Genomic DNA, 13,880 nt, shown 5'->3' on the forward strand with positions numbered 1-13,880 from the left:
GCGACGCTTATCCGGCCCGTGAGTTCGAGCAATTAGAATTCTGTACCCTATGGATTTCGAGTTGCATCGCGGCGGCAGAGCGGCGCACACTCCCGCCAGCATAGTTGACTCTGCGGCTGGAGTGCCCAAAGGCGGCCAACCAGCAAGCAACGGGAAAGACAACGGGTAGAGATATGAAGAACGCAACCTTTTATCTTCTGGACAATGACGCGCAACAGGACGGCCTCAGCGCCGTCGAACAGCTGGTGTGTGAAATTGCCGCAGAACGCTGGCGCAGCGGCAAACGCGTGCTGATCGCCTGCGAAGACGAGCAGCAGGCGGTTCGCCTCGACGAAGCGCTGTGGACGCGGCCACCGGAGAGTTTTGTCCCGCATAATCTGGCGGGGGAAGGCCCCAGAGGCGGCGCGCCGGTGGAGGTCGCCTGGCCGCAAAAGCGCAACAGCAGCCCGCGCGATATTCTGATCAGTCTGCGGACAAACTTTGCAGATTTTGCCACCGCTTTCACAGAAGTGATAGACTTTGTCCCTTACGAAGACTCTCTGAAACAACTGGCGCGCGAACGCTATAAAGCGTACCGCATGGCTGGTTTCAACCTGAACACGGCAACCTGGAAATAATGGAAAAGACATACAACCCACAAGATATCGAACAGCCGCTTTACGAGCACTGGGAAAAGCAGGGCTATTTCAAACCGAATGGTGATGAAAGCCAGGAGAGCTTCTGCATCATGATCCCACCGCCGAACGTCACCGGCAGTTTGCATATGGGTCATGCCTTCCAGCAAACCATCATGGATACCATGATTCGCTACCAGCGCATGCAGGGTAAAAATACCCTGTGGCAGGCCGGTACCGACCACGCGGGTATCGCCACCCAGATGGTGGTTGAGCGTAAGATTGCCGCCGAAGAGGGGAAAACCCGCCACGATTACGGTCGCGACGCCTTTATCGATAAAATCTGGCAGTGGAAAGCGGAATCCGGCGGCACCATTACCCGTCAGATGCGCCGCCTGGGCAACTCCGTGGACTGGGAGCGCGAGCGCTTCACCATGGATGAAGGCCTCTCCAACGCCGTGAAGGAAGTTTTTGTCCGTCTGTACAAAGAGGACCTGATCTACCGCGGCAAGCGCCTGGTCAACTGGGACCCGAAGCTGCGCACCGCGATTTCCGACCTCGAAGTGGAAAACCGCGAGTCTAAAGGCTCGATGTGGCACATCCGCTACCCGCTGGCCGATGGCGCGAAAACCGCCGACGGTAAAGATTACCTGGTGGTCGCCACCACCCGTCCGGAAACCGTGCTCGGCGATACCGGCGTGGCGGTGAACCCGGAAGATCCGCGCTATAAAGACCTGATCGGCAAATTCGTGATTCTGCCGCTGGTTGACCGCCGCATCCCGATCGTCGGCGACGAACACGCCGATATGGAAAAGGGCACCGGCTGCGTGAAGATCACCCCGGCGCACGACTTTAATGACTATGAAGTCGGTAAACGTCACGGCCTGCCGATGATCAACATCCTGACCTTTGACGGCGATATCCGCGAAACTGCGGAGGTGTATGACACCAAAGGCAACGAGTCTGACGTCTACCCTAACGCGATCCCGTCCCAGTTCCAGAATCTGGAACGTTTTGCTGCGCGTAAAGCGGTGGTTGCCGCCGTCGACGCGCTGGGTCTGTTAGAAGAGATTAAACCGCACGACCTGACCGTACCGTACGGCGATCGCGGCGGCGTGGTTATCGAGCCGATGCTGACCGACCAGTGGTACGTTCGTGCCGACGTGCTGGCAAAACCAGCGGTCGAGGCGGTGGAGAACGGCGACATTCAGTTTGTGCCGAAGCAGTACGAAAACATGTACTTCTCCTGGATGCGCGATATTCAGGACTGGTGCATCTCCCGTCAGCTGTGGTGGGGTCACCGCATCCCGGCGTGGTACGACAACGAAGGCAACGTTTACGTTGGCCGCACCGAAGACGAAGTGCGTCAGGAAAACAACCTCGGCGCTGACGTCGCCCTGCGTCAGGACGAAGACGTACTGGACACCTGGTTCTCCTCCGCGCTGTGGACCTTCTCCACCCTCGGCTGGCCGGAAAACACCGACGCTCTGCGTCAGTTCCATCCCAGCAGCGTCGTGGTTTCCGGTTTTGACATCATCTTCTTCTGGATTGCCCGCATGATCATGATGACCATTCACTTCATCAAGGATGAAAACGGCAAACCGCAGGTACCGTTCCATACCGTCTACATGACCGGCCTGATCCGCGACGACGAAGGGCAGAAAATGTCCAAATCCAAGGGCAACGTTATCGACCCGCTGGATATGATTGACGGGATCTCCCTGCCGGAGCTGCTGGAGAAACGCACCGGCAACATGATGCAGCCGCAGCTGGCGGAGAAAATCCGTAAACGCACGGAAAAACAGTTCCCGAACGGTATTGAGCCGCACGGCACCGACGCCCTGCGCTTCACCCTGGCGGCGCTGGCCTCCACCGGCCGCGACATCAACTGGGATATGAAGCGTCTGGAAGGGTACCGTAACTTCTGTAACAAGCTGTGGAACGCCAGCCGCTTCGTGCTGATGAACACTGAAGATCAGGACTGCGGCTTCAACGGCGGCGAAATGGTGCTCTCTCTGGCCGATCGCTGGATCCTCGCCGAGTTCAATCAGACCATCAAAGCGTATCGCGAAGCGCTGGATGGCTACCGCTTCGATATCGCCGCGGGCATTCTGTACGAGTTCACCTGGAACCAGTTCTGCGACTGGTATCTGGAACTGACCAAGCCGGTGATGAACGGCGGCACCGAGGCCGAGCTGCGCGGCACCCGCCATACGCTGGTGACCGTGCTGGAAGCCCTGCTGCGCCTGGCGCACCCGATTATTCCGTTTATCACCGAAACCATCTGGCAGCGCGTTAAGGTGATTGGCGGCATCAGCGCCGACACCATCATGCTGCAACCGTTCCCACAGTACGATGCGTCCCAGGTTGATGAAGCCGCGGCTTCCGATACCGAGTGGCTGAAGCAGGCCATCATCGCCGTACGTAACATCCGCGCGGAAATGAACATTGCCCCGGGCAAACCGCTGGAGCTTCTGCTGCGCGGCTGCAGCAACGATGCCATTCGTCGCGTAAACGACAACCGCAGCTTCCTGCTGAACCTGGCGCGTCTGGAAAGCATCACCGTGCTGGCTGCCGATGATAAAGGTCCGGTTTCCGTCACCAAGATCATCGACGGCGCCGAGCTGCTGATCCCGATGGCCGACCTTATCGACAAGGACGCCGAGCTGGCGCGCCTGGCGAAAGAAGTGGCGAAGGTTGAAGCGGAAATTGGTCGTATCGAAGGCAAGCTCGCCAACGAAGGCTTTGTCGCCCGCGCGCCGGAAGCGGTCATTGCTAAAGAGCGTGAAAAACTGGAAGGCTATGCGGAAGCGAAAAGCAAGCTGGTTGAACAGCAGGCCGTGATCGCCGCGCTGTAACCCTCTGCCCCTTGCCTGACCGGGCAAGGGGCATAATCACCGCGTATTGCCACGCGTTAACGGCCGTCGCGTTGAACAGCGCTTGCGCTGCCCCCTTTTCCGATGTTATTAACAACAGCATCATCCGCCATTTTTGCTATGAGTAATCGTATGAATACGATCGCGACCATCACGGTGTCGCTGCGCCGGATCACCGCGCAAGACAATGCGGCCATCGCCGGCGTTATTCGCCAGGTTTCAGCCGAATACGGGCTGACGGCCGATAAAGGCTATACGGTAGCCGACCCTAATCTGGATGAGCTTTTCCAGCTCTACAGCCAGCCGGGTTCCGCCTATTGGGTGGTCGAGCAGAATGGTCAGGTGGTCGGCGGCGGCGGCGTAGCGCCGCTGGCCCATAGCGAGCCCGATATCTGCGAGCTGCAGAAAATGTACTTTATGCCTTCCGCGCGCGGACAGGGGCTGGCGAAAAAGCTGGCGCTGCTCGCGCTGGATCATGCCCGCGAGCAGGGTTTCAGACGCTGCTATCTGGAAACGACCGCCTTCCTCAAGGAAGCGGTGGGTCTATACGAGCACCTTGGCTTCGAGCATATCGACGCACCGCTGGGCCATACCGGCCACGTTGACTGCGAAGTGCGGATGCTTAAGACGCTGTAATTAGCGCGGTGATTTACATCCCCGGATGCGCTGCACCTGCCGGGGACCCGCTTCAGGCAACGAACGGCACTCCGCTATGGAAGCGAATCTCGGCCTCCGGCGCATTGATCAGCGCGGCTTCCGCGACGCCCAGCTGGCGCACGCGTTCGCTGATATCTTCTCCGGCAATCTGCTGCGCCAGGCGCAGGTAATCCTCGAAGTGGCGCGCTTCCGAACGCAGCAGCGACAGGTAGAACTTCTGCAGATCGCCCCCCAGCCACGGCGCCAGAGCGGCAAAGCGCTCGCAGGAGCGCGCTTCGATATAGGCCCCGCAAATCAGCTTATCGATTAGCATCGCCGGCTCATGGGAGCGCACCTCCCGGCGTAATCCGCGGGCGTAGCTGCTGGCGGTCATTTTGACGTAAGGGATGTCGTGCGCCAGCATGATCTCGCGTACCTGCCAAAAGTGATGCAGCTCTTCTTTAATCAGCAGCACCATGCTGTCAATCAGCTGGCGTCCCCACGGGTCGTCCGTATGCGGCATGGTGCTTTTATTGATCTGCCTGTGCAGCGCGACGAAATCCGGCTCCGGGCCCCAGCGGTAGGTAAAGTCCTCGTAGGGCTTCAGGCAGGCCAGCAGCTCGTCTGCGCCCTCTTTATCCGCGACATATTTACGCACCAACAGCATGGCGTTTTGCGCCGCTTTCAGTTCGCAAACCATATGATCGGTGAGCAGCAGCGGCAGGTTTTCCGGCTTACGGGCTTCATCAATCCACGCTTGCGGGGTGGTGCAGTGCAGGAAGTTGAGTACGGGGGAGAGTATTTGCGGGTAGTCCATCGAGATTCCTTGCTATACGGCGGCAGATACCGCCGTATCCATCAGCGGCTTAGTGACGTACGCCGTCGTCATCTTCATCGACGAAATCTTCGTCATCGTCTTCGTCGCCATCTTCACCGTTAGGGTCTTCGAAGTAGGTGCCCCAACCGTCATACTCCACGCCAAACTTTTCTGCCAGCGTCAGCAGCTGTTCAACCTGGGCATCAATCAGTTCAACCTTCAGCGCGCTCTCGCTGAGGATATCGCAGCAAATCACGGTGTCGCCTTCTTCGACTTCCAGCTCTTCCGGCTCGGTCACTTCATAACCCAGCTTGAAGGCTTCTACCGCAACTTTTTCCAGCGTTTCGAAGTCGTCGGCGGAGAGATGATGCTCAATGGTGTACAGCGCGTCCGGATCGCTGCCGTCTTCGAGCAGCTCTTCGATAATCAGACGCGTTTCTTCACGCTGTTCTTCCAGTAGTTCCGGGTTTGCCATGGCTCGTTCCTCATAATGTGCGGCAGTTACTTCTATTGTCACATACCGCCGTGATTGCCTCCACCTTTGCGCGAAAGATTTGTGTCGCGGGGTTGCAAATGAATATTCATACATATAAAGTGAATTTTAATTCAATAAGTGGCTTAAGCCATGCGAGGGAACTATGTCGACGTTTTATCAGAAGCATTTTTTGAAGTTGCTTGATTTTACACCTGCAGAAATCACCACCCTGCTCAAGCTGGCGACCAGACTCAAAACCGATAAAAAAAATAGCATTGAAATCCAGCATCTCGCCGGCAAAAACATCGCGCTCATCTTCGAAAAAGACTCTACCCGCACACGATGCTCTTTCGAAGTTGCCGCATTCGATCAGGGCGCGCGCGTAACCTACCTCGGGCCAAGCGGCAGCCAGATCGGCCATAAAGAGTCCATTAAAGACACCGCCCGCGTGCTGGGCCGGATGTATGACGGTATTCAGTATCGCGGCCACGGCCAGGAAGTGGTTGAAACCCTCGCCCAATACGCCGGCGTGCCGGTGTGGAACGGCCTGACCAACGAATTTCACCCTACCCAGCTGCTGGCGGATCTGCTGACCATGCAGGAGCATCTGCCGGGGAAAGCATTCAACGAAATGACCCTCGCCTACGCCGGCGACGCCCGTAATAACATGGGTAATTCAATGCTCGAAGCGGCGGCCCTTACCGGACTGGATCTGCGTCTCGTCGCGCCGTCGGCCTGCTGGCCGGAAGAGAGCCTGGTGGCCAAATGCAAAGCGCTGGCGCAAAAGCACGGCGGCAACATTACCCTGACCGAAGATATCGCCGCCGGCGTGAAGGGCGCGGACTTTATCTACACCGACGTGTGGGTCTCGATGGGCGAAGCCAAAGAGAAGTGGGCCGAGCGTATCGCCCAGCTGCGTGACTATCAGGTCAACAGCAGCATGATGGCGCTGACCGGCAATCCGCAGGTGAAGTTCCTCCACTGCCTGCCGGCGTTCCATGACGATCAAACCGCACTTGGCCAGCAGATGGCCGCCGAGTTCGGCCTGCACGGCGGCATGGAGGTCACCGACGAGGTGTTTGAATCCGCAGCGAGCATCGTCTTCGATCAGGCCGAAAACCGCATGCACACCATCAAGGCGGTGATGGTCGCGACCTTGAGTAAATAACCCGGCGGGGATTTCCCGGAGGCGGCGCGCGGCGCCTGCTCCGGGCTACCGCACCGGCCCGTCGCCCCGGTAAATGCGGCACGACCGGGGATTGACGGCGCTTAGCCCATCAGCATCTTCACCACCGCTTTGCGCACTTTGGCGGGCGAGCCCACCGCACACAGCGGCTTATGCACTTCCCCCGGATAAAACACCACAAAATCTCCCGCGCTGAGAATCATGGTTTTCTCCTCCTCGCCGGCGGCGAGGAACGCAATGTCTTTATCCGCCAGCCAGTCGATATCCGGCGTCCCGGCGGGTCGGGTGCTGAAGGTCATCCCCTCCTCGCCCTGCAGCACAATCTGGATATCCAGATAGCGCGCGTGATACTCGGCGCGGCGCTCGCTGAGCGCTTCGGTCGTGTCGTGCGAAATCAGATAAAACAGATTGTTGCCGTCAATATCATGCTTACCGAGCGGCGTCTCCTCGCTAACGTGAGCCTTAACGTATTCGATAGCCTGACGCAGGGGCTCCGGTAGCCAGGCCTGCAGATGGTGAATGTTGCCGACGATCATAATAACCCTCAAATATAAAACAGCTTTTCATTTCTGGTTTTTATACGCCCCTTGCGACTGCCATACCACCACTTTTTAACGCTTTTTTGCGCTGACGGGGGGTTATCGAAGCAAACGTTTACCTATTTGTGGACGAATCGCTTGATCCGAAATTTGAGCTGCGTATAATGCCGGTCGATTTGCCGGGAGGAAGCATGGTCTATTGCGTACGACATTCTGTCTTACCGCGTCTGAAAACAGGCGCTGGCGTAGCGTTTTTCTTTCCGTTGCTCAATGAATTTTCGAAGCCCCTTATTTAAGGGGCTTTTTTTTTGCCCAGGCGTCAGGAGATAAACATGGCTAACCCGCTATATCAAAAACATATCATTTCCATAAACGATCTCAGCCGCGAAGACCTTGAACTGGTCCTGGCGACCGCTGCAAAGCTGAAAGCGCACCCGCAGCCGGAACTGCTGAAGCACAAGGTTATCGCCAGCTGTTTCTTTGAAGCCTCCACCCGCACCCGACTGTCGTTCGAAACCTCCATGCATCGCCTCGGCGCCAGCGTGGTCGGCTTCTCCGACAGCAGCAACACCTCGCTGGGCAAAAAAGGCGAAACCCTCGCCGACACCATTTCGGTCATCAGCACCTACGTTGACGCCATCGTGATGCGTCATCCGCAGGAAGGCGCCTCGCGGCTGGCAACCGAATTCTCCGGCGGCATCCCGGTGCTCAACGCCGGCGACGGCGCCAACCAGCACCCGACGCAAACCCTGCTGGATCTGTTCACCATCCAGGAAACCCAGGGCCGCCTGGAAAACCTTAACGTGGCGATGGTCGGCGACCTGAAATATGGCCGCACCGTGCACTCCCTGACCCAGGCGCTGGCGAAATTTAGCGGCAACCGCTTCTACTTTATCGCCCCTGATGCGCTGGCCATGCCGCAGTACATCCTCGATATGCTCGATGAGAAAGGGATTGCCTGGAGCGTGCATAGCGCCATTGATGAGGTCATGGAGGAGGTGGATATTCTCTATATGACCCGCGTCCAGAAGGAGCGCCTCGACCCGTCGGAATATGCCAACGTGAAGGCGCAGTTTGTGCTGCGCGCCGCCGATCTGGAAGGCGCCCGCGACAATATGAAAGTGCTGCACCCGCTGCCGCGCATTGATGAAATCACCACCGATGTTGATAAAACGCCGCACGCCTGGTACTTCCAGCAGGCCGGCAACGGCATCTTCGCACGCCAGGCGTTACTGGCACTGGTACTGAATAGCGAGCTGGCTCTGTAAGGGGAAACGACCATGACACACGATAATAAACTGCAGGTAGAAGCCATTAAGCGTGGCACCGTCATCGACCACATCCCCGCGCAGGTGGGCTTTAAGCTGCTGACGCTGTTCAAGCTGACCGAAACCGACCAGCGCATCACCATCGGCCTGAACCTGCCATCGGGCGAAATGGGCCGCAAGGATCTGATTAAAATCGAGAACACCTTCCTCACCGACGAGCAGGTCAACCAGCTGGCGCTGTACGCCCCGCATGCGACGGTCAACCGCATCGACGACTATGAAGTGGTCGGCAAATCGCGGCCAAATCTGCCGGATCGCATCAACAGCGTGCTGGTCTGCCCGAACAGCAACTGCATCAGCCACGCCGAGCCGGTTTCATCCAGCTTTGCGGTGAAAAAACGTGAAAACGACATCGCGCTGAAGTGCAAATATTGTGAAAAAGAGTTTTCACATTATGTGGTTCTGGCCAACTAATTGAGGTTGGTATTGGCAACCCGGCTCCCTATAATGGCCGGGTCCTTACGCGCTATCCTTCAAGCTGCTTCCTTGACGGCGACTCGCCCCCTGCCGCGTCGATGCAACTCGAAGGATGCTGCGTCACTTCTTAATTAAGCTGTTATTCAGGAGAACTCATGTCTAAAACTATCGCGACGGAAAATGCCCCCGCAGCTATCGGCCCGTACGTTCAGGGTGTTGATCTGGGTAGCATGATCATCACTTCCGGCCAGATCCCGGTTGATCCTAAAACGGGTAGCGTACCGGAAGACGTTGCCGCTCAGGCGCGCCAGTCTCTGGACAACGTAAAGGCTATCGTTGAAGAAGCGGGCCTGAAAGTGGGCGATATCGTTAAAACTACCGTATTCGTCAAAGATCTGAACGATTTCGCCACCGTGAATGCCGCGTATGAAGCGTTTTTCACCGAGCATAATGCGACCTTCCCGGCACGCTCCTGCGTTGAAGTTGCGCGTCTGCCGAAAGACGTGAAGATTGAGATTGAAGCGATCGCGATTCGTCGCTGATTGTTCAGCCCTCTCCGCTGCGCGGGGAGGGTTATCTTCGGCAATTCATCTCATGACAACGCATTCCGCTCACGCACAAAATCAATAAACGCCTGCAGGGGCACGGGGATCAGGCGACGATCGTTGTAGTAAAGATAGGGACCGGAGAACGACAGCCACCACGGCTGTAATATTGGCTCGAGCTGGCCGCTGGCGATAGCGGGCTGCAGCCACTCTTCGAACAGATAGATAATGCCGGTGCCGGCAATCGCCGATTCGACCGCCAGGTCCACCGCGCTGCCGACGCTCACCACCAGCGGGCCATTCACCTCCACGCTGTAGCTCTCTCCCTCGCGCTCAAATTCCCACGCCGGCATGACGCCCGTAGCGTAACGCCCGCGTATACATTGATGGTGCATCAAATCGCGCGGATGCGTAGGCCTGCCGTGCTGGCTTAAATAGGCCGGGGCGGCGGCGACGGCAAAACGCTGACGGCGCGGCCCGATGGGAAGGGCAATCACATCCTGTTCGAGCCGCTCGTCGTAGCGAATGCCGGCATCGCAGCCGTCGCGAAACACATCCTGGACGTTACTTTCAGCGACGATCTCCAGCTGAATATTGGGATAACGGCGGATAAACTCCGGCACCAGCGAGGGCAATACCAGCCGCGCGGCGCTGACCGGCACGTTCAGCCGCAGCGTGCCGCCGGGAGTATTACGATAGCGATTGAGCGAATCCAGCGCGGCGTCCACTTCGTTCATGGCCGGCAGCAGACGCTCAATCAACGCCCTGCCGGCTTCGGTCAGCACTACGGTACGCGTGGTGCGATGAAACAGCCTGATGCCGAGCTGCTCTTCCGCACGACGCACCGCATCGCTTAGCCGCGACGCGCTGCTGCCGGTGATCCTTGCGGCCTCACGAAATCCCCCGGCCTTCGCCACTTCGACTACCGCATGCAGCAAACCTATATCCATCGACACTGTGCGCCACCTCGTACAGGTTGTTCTTATTTAGCCGGATAGTTGCACAGCGCATTCATCGATACAATCGAAACACACTCATACAGGAGAGCACCATGTCAAAACCCACAATGACTTACCGCCTCGGCGACCGCGAAGTTAACCGTTTAGGCTATGGCGCAATGCAGCTGGCAGGTCCGGGCGTTTTTGGTCCGGTTAAAGATGAAGCGCGGGCAATTCAGGTCCTCCGTGACGCCGTCGCCTCCGGCGTTAACCACATTGATACCAGCGATTTTTACGGCCCGCATGAGACCAACCGGCTGATTAAAAAAGCGCTGCATCCCTATTCCGACGAGCTGTGCATCGTCACTAAGGTTGGCGCGCGTCGGGATGAAAAAGGCGGATGGATCCCGGCCTTCAGCCCGCAGGAGCTGACCCGCGCGGTAGAAGATAACTTACGGAATCTGGGGCTGGACGCCATGCCGGTGGTGAATCTGCGCAGCATGCATGACGTCCACACGCCGAAGGAAGGCTTGCTGGAAAAAGAGCTGGAAACGCTGATTCAGCTGAAAGAGCGCGGATTAATCCGTCATATTGGCCTGAGTAATGTGACCGCCAAACAGATCGCCGATGCGCAAAAGATGACGCCGATTGTCTGCGTTCAGAATATGTATAACCTTGCCAACCGGCAGGACGACGAGCTGGTTGATAGCCTGGCCGCGCAGGGGATCGCCTACGTGCCGTTCTTCCCGCTCGGCGGTTTCTCGCCGCTGCAGTCCGCGCTGCTCGATGAGGTCGCCGGCGAATTACAGGCTACGCCCATGCAGGTCGCCCTCGCCTGGCTGCTCAAGCGCTCGGCCAATATTCTGCTGATCCCCGGCACCTCATCGCCGCAGCATCTGCAGGAGAACCTGGACAGCGCGCAAATTGCGCTCTCCGATGAGGTGATAGAAAAGCTGAACGGGATCGCTGGCTAAACCGCCGGTCTCTACGGAAAGCGTCCTCTGCCACCGTGCCGGCCCTTGAGGCCGGCACTGGCATATTCCCCTACTCGACCTTCGTCGCCCGCAGCAGCTTCTCCAGCGGATAGACCGCCGCAATCACCAGCTCATCCTGGGTTTTCGCCGCCTCATCCAGCTGCGCCTGCACCGACGCATACTCCTTATCATCCAGCGTGCCCTGGCGGGCCACCAGATCCGTCAGCCGCAGCCCCAGCGTCGCCAGCTTATCAACCTGCTGCACCACCGGGCCGATCGCCGCCAGCTGATAGCTGCTTTCCGTTAGCGCCAGCGCATCGGCGGTATTATTTTGCCAGCGGCTAAAGACGTGACGCAGCGCGTCCGCGCTTTCGCTATCTTCCGCATCGCTAATCAGCCTTTCGGCCCAGCGGTTAAGGCTGCGCACGGTGTCGCTCTCCGCCGGCAGCGCGTCGACCAGGCGATTCAGCGGCTCAAACTGATGATAGTTATTGGCCTGGAATTTCAGATGCTGGCGGGTGTAATAGTGCGCCGGCTCGATGGCCTGGGCGAGGATCTGCAGCGCCAGGGTGCTGCCGCCGTTTGCCAGCCGGGTGAACTGCACCAGCTGCTGGCCGTGCTGCTGCAGGCCGACCGAGACCGTTGACCAGCCGTCCATCGCCTGCAGGCGCTGGTACATATTGTCGCTGTCTTTGACATCCTGCGCCGACCACAGGCGCTCGGCAACCGCGAAGGCCCGCGGCCACAGCTTAATATCCAGCACCGGCGCCGCCACGTTTTCCGCCCACAGCGCCGCTTCGCCGCCGAGCAGGTTCTTTTGCTGTTCGGCATCGGGAACCACCGGCGGGATCCCCTCAGGCACCTCGTCCAGCCGCTGCCCGCTCACCGGATAGCGGGCGTTGCCCAGCAGGAAGTAGCCGCCAAGCTTATCGTCGTTAACGGTCAGCACCGGCCGGGTTTCCCCCATCCAGGTATCGACGCTGAAGGTTATCTGGTTATCGTTCAGCCACGCGATATCCTGCACCGCCCGACGTGATTTGCCTTTAAAATCAATAAACCCGCGCCAGCCGCTCTCGCCTTTTATCAGCGTGAAGCTGCCTTCCACCGCGCTCCCCTTCAGCCGCGGCATTACGAAGCTCCAGCTCTGGGCGCTATCGTTATCGGTAATGGTGTCCACGCCGTTCAGCCCCTGGGGCACGACTTCATTGCGGTAGTGATAGGCGGTGTACTGCGGCTGATCGAGATAAAATCCGGTAGAGAGGATCCCGCGGTAGCCGTGCTTCGCCACCTCTCCCAGCGCGTCCTGCCCCTGCCACGACTGGATCAAAATGCTTTTCGGCAGATCGGGGTGGTAGATTTCGTCCCAGCCCACCATCTGGCGGTGATGTTTTTCGAGGATCGCCTCCAGCCGGCGGTTGAAGTACGCCTGTAGCGCATGGCTGTCCGCCAGCCCCTTGTCGCGTATAAATTTCTGGATCGCCGGGTTCGCCCGCCACTGGCTGTCGTCCACCTCATCCCCGCCAATATGCAGATAAGCGTCGGGGAAGATCGCCGCCAGCTCGCCGATCATCGCCTCGGCAAAGGCGTAAGTGGCCTCTTTGGTCGGGTCGAGCACCGGCTTAAGCACGCCCCAGTGGCGCTCCATTTGATAGGGTCCCGGCGCGCTCATCAGCTCCGGATAGGCCACCGCAATAGCCGAGGCGTGCCCCGGCATGTCGATTTCCGGCACCACGCGGATGCCGCGATCCGCCGCGTAGCGCACGATCTCTTTCATCTGCGCCTGGGTGTAGAACAGCCCGTCGCTGGCCTGCTGCTGCAGCTTCGGATAGCGCGTGGAGGCAAAACGCCAGCCCTGATCGTCGGTCAGGTGCCAGTGGAAAACGTTGAGCTTGGCGGCCGCCATACCGTCAAGCTGCCGTTTTATCGCGTCCAGCGGCATAAAGTGGCGCGCGGAGTCCAGCAGCAGCCCGCGCCACGGGAAGCGCGGCGCATCGTCGATCGTAACGTAAGGAATGGCGGTATTCTCCGCGCCGTTCTGGATCAACTGGAGCAGGGTTTCCATCCCGCGCAGGGCGCCGAAGCGGGTATTCGCCTTGAGGGTCACGCCCTCGGCGCTCACCTTCAGCTGGTAGCTTTCATCGCTGTCGGGGCGCGGAATGGCCGGGACCTTTTTGGCAATCACCACGTTAATCGTCGGCGCTTTCGCCGGCGCCAGCTGCGGCTGCAGCGTCCAGCCGGTCTGGCGGGCGATGCGCTCGCGCCAGCGGCCGGCGGCATCCCCCAAATCGTCGCCGCTGACGTTTAGAGTCAGCTGATTATTCAGCACCAGCGCGCCCTGCGCCTGCGGGCGTTCGACGTGGGCTGGCCAGGGCATAAGCGGCAGGTCGCCCGCCGGGGCGGCGCAGGCGAGGCCGCTGAGAATTAATCCGCTGGTAAGCAGTCCATAGCGCACGGTGTTAAGCATGAGTTTTCCTTTTGATGACGGGCCAAAAAAAAGCAAAACATTTGGTTAACATGCGCCAAAAAGAGCGTCAA

16 protein-coding genes are annotated in these 13,880 nt (G+C 58.7%); 11 read left to right on the forward strand and 5 right to left on the reverse strand.

All coding sequences use genetic code 11. The features are described 5' to 3' along the window. Nucleotides 1–173: 173 nt before the first annotated feature. From holC to AC1M2H_RS24400, 3 genes are all read left to right on the forward strand, one after another. A complete protein-coding gene (gene holC / locus AC1M2H_RS24390) occupies nt 174–617 on the forward strand; it encodes a DNA polymerase III subunit chi (RefSeq protein WP_132513874.1) in 444 nt (147 codons plus the stop codon). Beyond that, nucleotides 617–3,472, forward strand: coding sequence for a valine--tRNA ligase (locus AC1M2H_RS24395; protein WP_480149405.1), 2,856 nt, complete (start codon nt 617–619; stop codon nt 3,470–3,472). The genes holC and AC1M2H_RS24395 overlap by 1 nt, the downstream gene beginning before the upstream one ends. A gap of 150 nt (nt 3,473–3,622) precedes the next feature. Further along, nucleotides 3,623–4,126 carry a GNAT family N-acetyltransferase gene (locus AC1M2H_RS24400; protein ID WP_480152027.1) on the forward strand — a complete coding sequence of 168 codons (504 nt, stop codon included), beginning with the start codon at nt 3,623–3,625 and terminating at the stop codon, nt 4,124–4,126. A 52-nt stretch (nt 4,127–4,178) separates the two neighbouring features. Here the strand turns inward: AC1M2H_RS24400 and miaE are convergent, their stop codons facing one another. Together miaE and rraB are read right to left on the reverse strand one after the other, a co-directional pair. Beyond that, nucleotides 4,179–4,943: a tRNA isopentenyl-2-thiomethyl-A-37 hydroxylase MiaE gene (miaE, locus tag AC1M2H_RS24405; RefSeq protein ID WP_480149406.1), complete on the reverse strand. Its 765-nt coding sequence runs from the start codon at nt 4,941–4,943 to the stop codon at nt 4,179–4,181. 49 nt (nt 4,944–4,992) lie between these two features. Next, nucleotides 4,993–5,418 carry a ribonuclease E inhibitor RraB gene (rraB, locus tag AC1M2H_RS24410; protein WP_426813306.1) on the reverse strand — a complete coding sequence of 142 codons (426 nt, stop codon included), beginning with the start codon at nt 5,416–5,418 and terminating at the stop codon, nt 4,993–4,995. Between the two features lie 98 nt (nt 5,419–5,516). Between rraB and argL the strand changes: the two genes are divergently transcribed. After that, the gene (gene argL, locus AC1M2H_RS24415; protein WP_480149407.1) at nt 5,517–5,612 is read left to right on the forward strand and encodes a putative translational regulatory protein ArgL; all 96 of its coding nucleotides are present in this window, start codon (nt 5,517–5,519) and stop codon (nt 5,610–5,612) included. Next, the gene (gene argF / locus AC1M2H_RS24420) at nt 5,582–6,586 is read left to right on the forward strand and encodes an ornithine carbamoyltransferase (RefSeq protein ID WP_426813308.1); all 1,005 of its coding nucleotides are present in this window, start codon (nt 5,582–5,584) and stop codon (nt 6,584–6,586) included. The genes argL and argF overlap by 31 nt, the downstream gene beginning before the upstream one ends. 101 nt (nt 6,587–6,687) lie before the next feature. Here argF and AC1M2H_RS24425 read toward each other — a convergent pair whose 3' ends face one another. Then, nucleotides 6,688–7,140: a NanQ anomerase/TabA/YiaL family protein gene (locus tag AC1M2H_RS24425; RefSeq protein WP_480149408.1), complete on the reverse strand. Its 453-nt coding sequence runs from the start codon at nt 7,138–7,140 to the stop codon at nt 6,688–6,690. 194 nt (nt 7,141–7,334) lie between these two features. On the opposite strand from AC1M2H_RS24425, the gene AC1M2H_RS24430 reads away from it, so the two are divergent. The 5 genes from AC1M2H_RS24430 (at nt 7,335) to ridA (ending at nt 9,430) form a co-directional block, all read left to right on the forward strand. Then, on the forward strand, nt 7,335–7,439 hold the full coding sequence (locus tag AC1M2H_RS24430) for a pyrBI operon leader peptide (RefSeq protein ID WP_080773194.1): 105 nt from the start codon (nt 7,335–7,337) through the stop codon (nt 7,437–7,439). Beyond that, nucleotides 7,414–7,473, forward strand: a complete 60-nt coding sequence (locus AC1M2H_RS24435; protein WP_426815560.1) for a pyrBI operon leader peptide — start codon at nt 7,414–7,416, stop codon at nt 7,471–7,473. Before AC1M2H_RS24430 ends, AC1M2H_RS24435 begins: the two co-directional genes overlap by 26 nt. 2 nt (nt 7,474–7,475) lie before the next feature. Beyond that, nucleotides 7,476–8,411 carry an aspartate carbamoyltransferase gene (gene pyrB, locus AC1M2H_RS24440; protein ID WP_480149409.1) on the forward strand — a complete coding sequence of 312 codons (936 nt, stop codon included), beginning with the start codon at nt 7,476–7,478 and terminating at the stop codon, nt 8,409–8,411. Between the two features lie 12 nt (nt 8,412–8,423). Beyond that, nucleotides 8,424–8,885, forward strand: a complete 462-nt coding sequence (pyrI, locus tag AC1M2H_RS24445; RefSeq protein WP_480149410.1) for an aspartate carbamoyltransferase regulatory subunit — start codon at nt 8,424–8,426, stop codon at nt 8,883–8,885. 158 nt (nt 8,886–9,043) lie between these two features. Then, nucleotides 9,044–9,430, forward strand: a complete 387-nt coding sequence (gene ridA / locus AC1M2H_RS24450; RefSeq protein WP_426813312.1) for a 2-iminobutanoate/2-iminopropanoate deaminase — start codon at nt 9,044–9,046, stop codon at nt 9,428–9,430. A 50-nt stretch (nt 9,431–9,480) separates the two neighbouring features. Here the strand turns inward: ridA and AC1M2H_RS24455 are convergent, their stop codons facing one another. Next, entirely contained in the window at nt 9,481–10,383 is a 903-nt protein-coding gene (locus AC1M2H_RS24455) for a LysR family transcriptional regulator (protein ID WP_480149411.1), read from the reverse strand. Nucleotides 10,384–10,484: 101 nt separating this feature from the next. On the opposite strand from AC1M2H_RS24455, the gene AC1M2H_RS24460 reads away from it, so the two are divergent. Then, complete coding sequence (locus AC1M2H_RS24460) at nt 10,485–11,345, forward strand: aldo/keto reductase family oxidoreductase (RefSeq protein ID WP_480149412.1); 861 nt, start codon at nt 10,485–10,487, stop codon at nt 11,343–11,345. A 70-nt stretch (nt 11,346–11,415) separates the two neighbouring features. Here the strand turns inward: AC1M2H_RS24460 and AC1M2H_RS24465 are convergent, their stop codons facing one another. Beyond that, nucleotides 11,416–13,809, reverse strand: coding sequence for a beta-N-acetylhexosaminidase (locus AC1M2H_RS24465; RefSeq protein WP_480149413.1), 2,394 nt, complete (start codon nt 13,807–13,809; stop codon nt 11,416–11,418). Nucleotides 13,810–13,880 lie beyond the last annotated feature (71 nt).

Source organism: Klebsiella sp. F11 (assembly GCF_056712265.1).

Excerpts from the sequence above, each read along its gene's own strand:
- pyrI (WP_480149410.1), top strand. The coding sequence starts at position 8,424 with ATGACACACGATAATAAACTGCAGGTAGAAGCCATTAAGCGTGGCACC.
- AC1M2H_RS24395 (WP_480149405.1), top strand. The coding sequence starts at position 617 with ATGGAAAAGACATACAACCCACAAGATATCGAACAGCCGCTTTACGAG.
- AC1M2H_RS24465 (WP_480149413.1), bottom strand. The coding sequence starts at position 13,809 with ATGCTTAACACCGTGCGCTATGGACTGCTTACCAGCGGATTAATTCTC.
- AC1M2H_RS24400 (WP_480152027.1), top strand. The coding sequence starts at position 3,623 with ATGAATACGATCGCGACCATCACGGTGTCGCTGCGCCGGATCACCGCG.
- AC1M2H_RS24460 (WP_480149412.1), top strand. The coding sequence starts at position 10,485 with ATGTCAAAACCCACAATGACTTACCGCCTCGGCGACCGCGAAGTTAAC.
- ridA (WP_426813312.1), top strand. The coding sequence starts at position 9,044 with ATGTCTAAAACTATCGCGACGGAAAATGCCCCCGCAGCTATCGGCCCG.
- rraB (WP_426813306.1), bottom strand. The coding sequence starts at position 5,418 with ATGGCAAACCCGGAACTACTGGAAGAACAGCGTGAAGAAACGCGTCTG.
- miaE (WP_480149406.1), bottom strand. The coding sequence starts at position 4,943 with ATGGACTACCCGCAAATACTCTCCCCCGTACTCAACTTCCTGCACTGC.
- pyrB (WP_480149409.1), top strand. The coding sequence starts at position 7,476 with ATGGCTAACCCGCTATATCAAAAACATATCATTTCCATAAACGATCTC.
- argL (WP_480149407.1), top strand. The coding sequence starts at position 5,517 with ATGAATATTCATACATATAAAGTGAATTTTAATTCAATAAGTGGCTTA.
- AC1M2H_RS24455 (WP_480149411.1), bottom strand. The coding sequence starts at position 10,383 with ATGGATATAGGTTTGCTGCATGCGGTAGTCGAAGTGGCGAAGGCCGGG.
- argF (WP_426813308.1), top strand. The coding sequence starts at position 5,582 with ATGTCGACGTTTTATCAGAAGCATTTTTTGAAGTTGCTTGATTTTACA.
- holC (WP_132513874.1), top strand. The coding sequence starts at position 174 with ATGAAGAACGCAACCTTTTATCTTCTGGACAATGACGCGCAACAGGAC.
- AC1M2H_RS24425 (WP_480149408.1), bottom strand. The coding sequence starts at position 7,140 with ATGATCGTCGGCAACATTCACCATCTGCAGGCCTGGCTACCGGAGCCC.
- AC1M2H_RS24430 (WP_080773194.1), top strand. The coding sequence starts at position 7,335 with ATGGTCTATTGCGTACGACATTCTGTCTTACCGCGTCTGAAAACAGGC.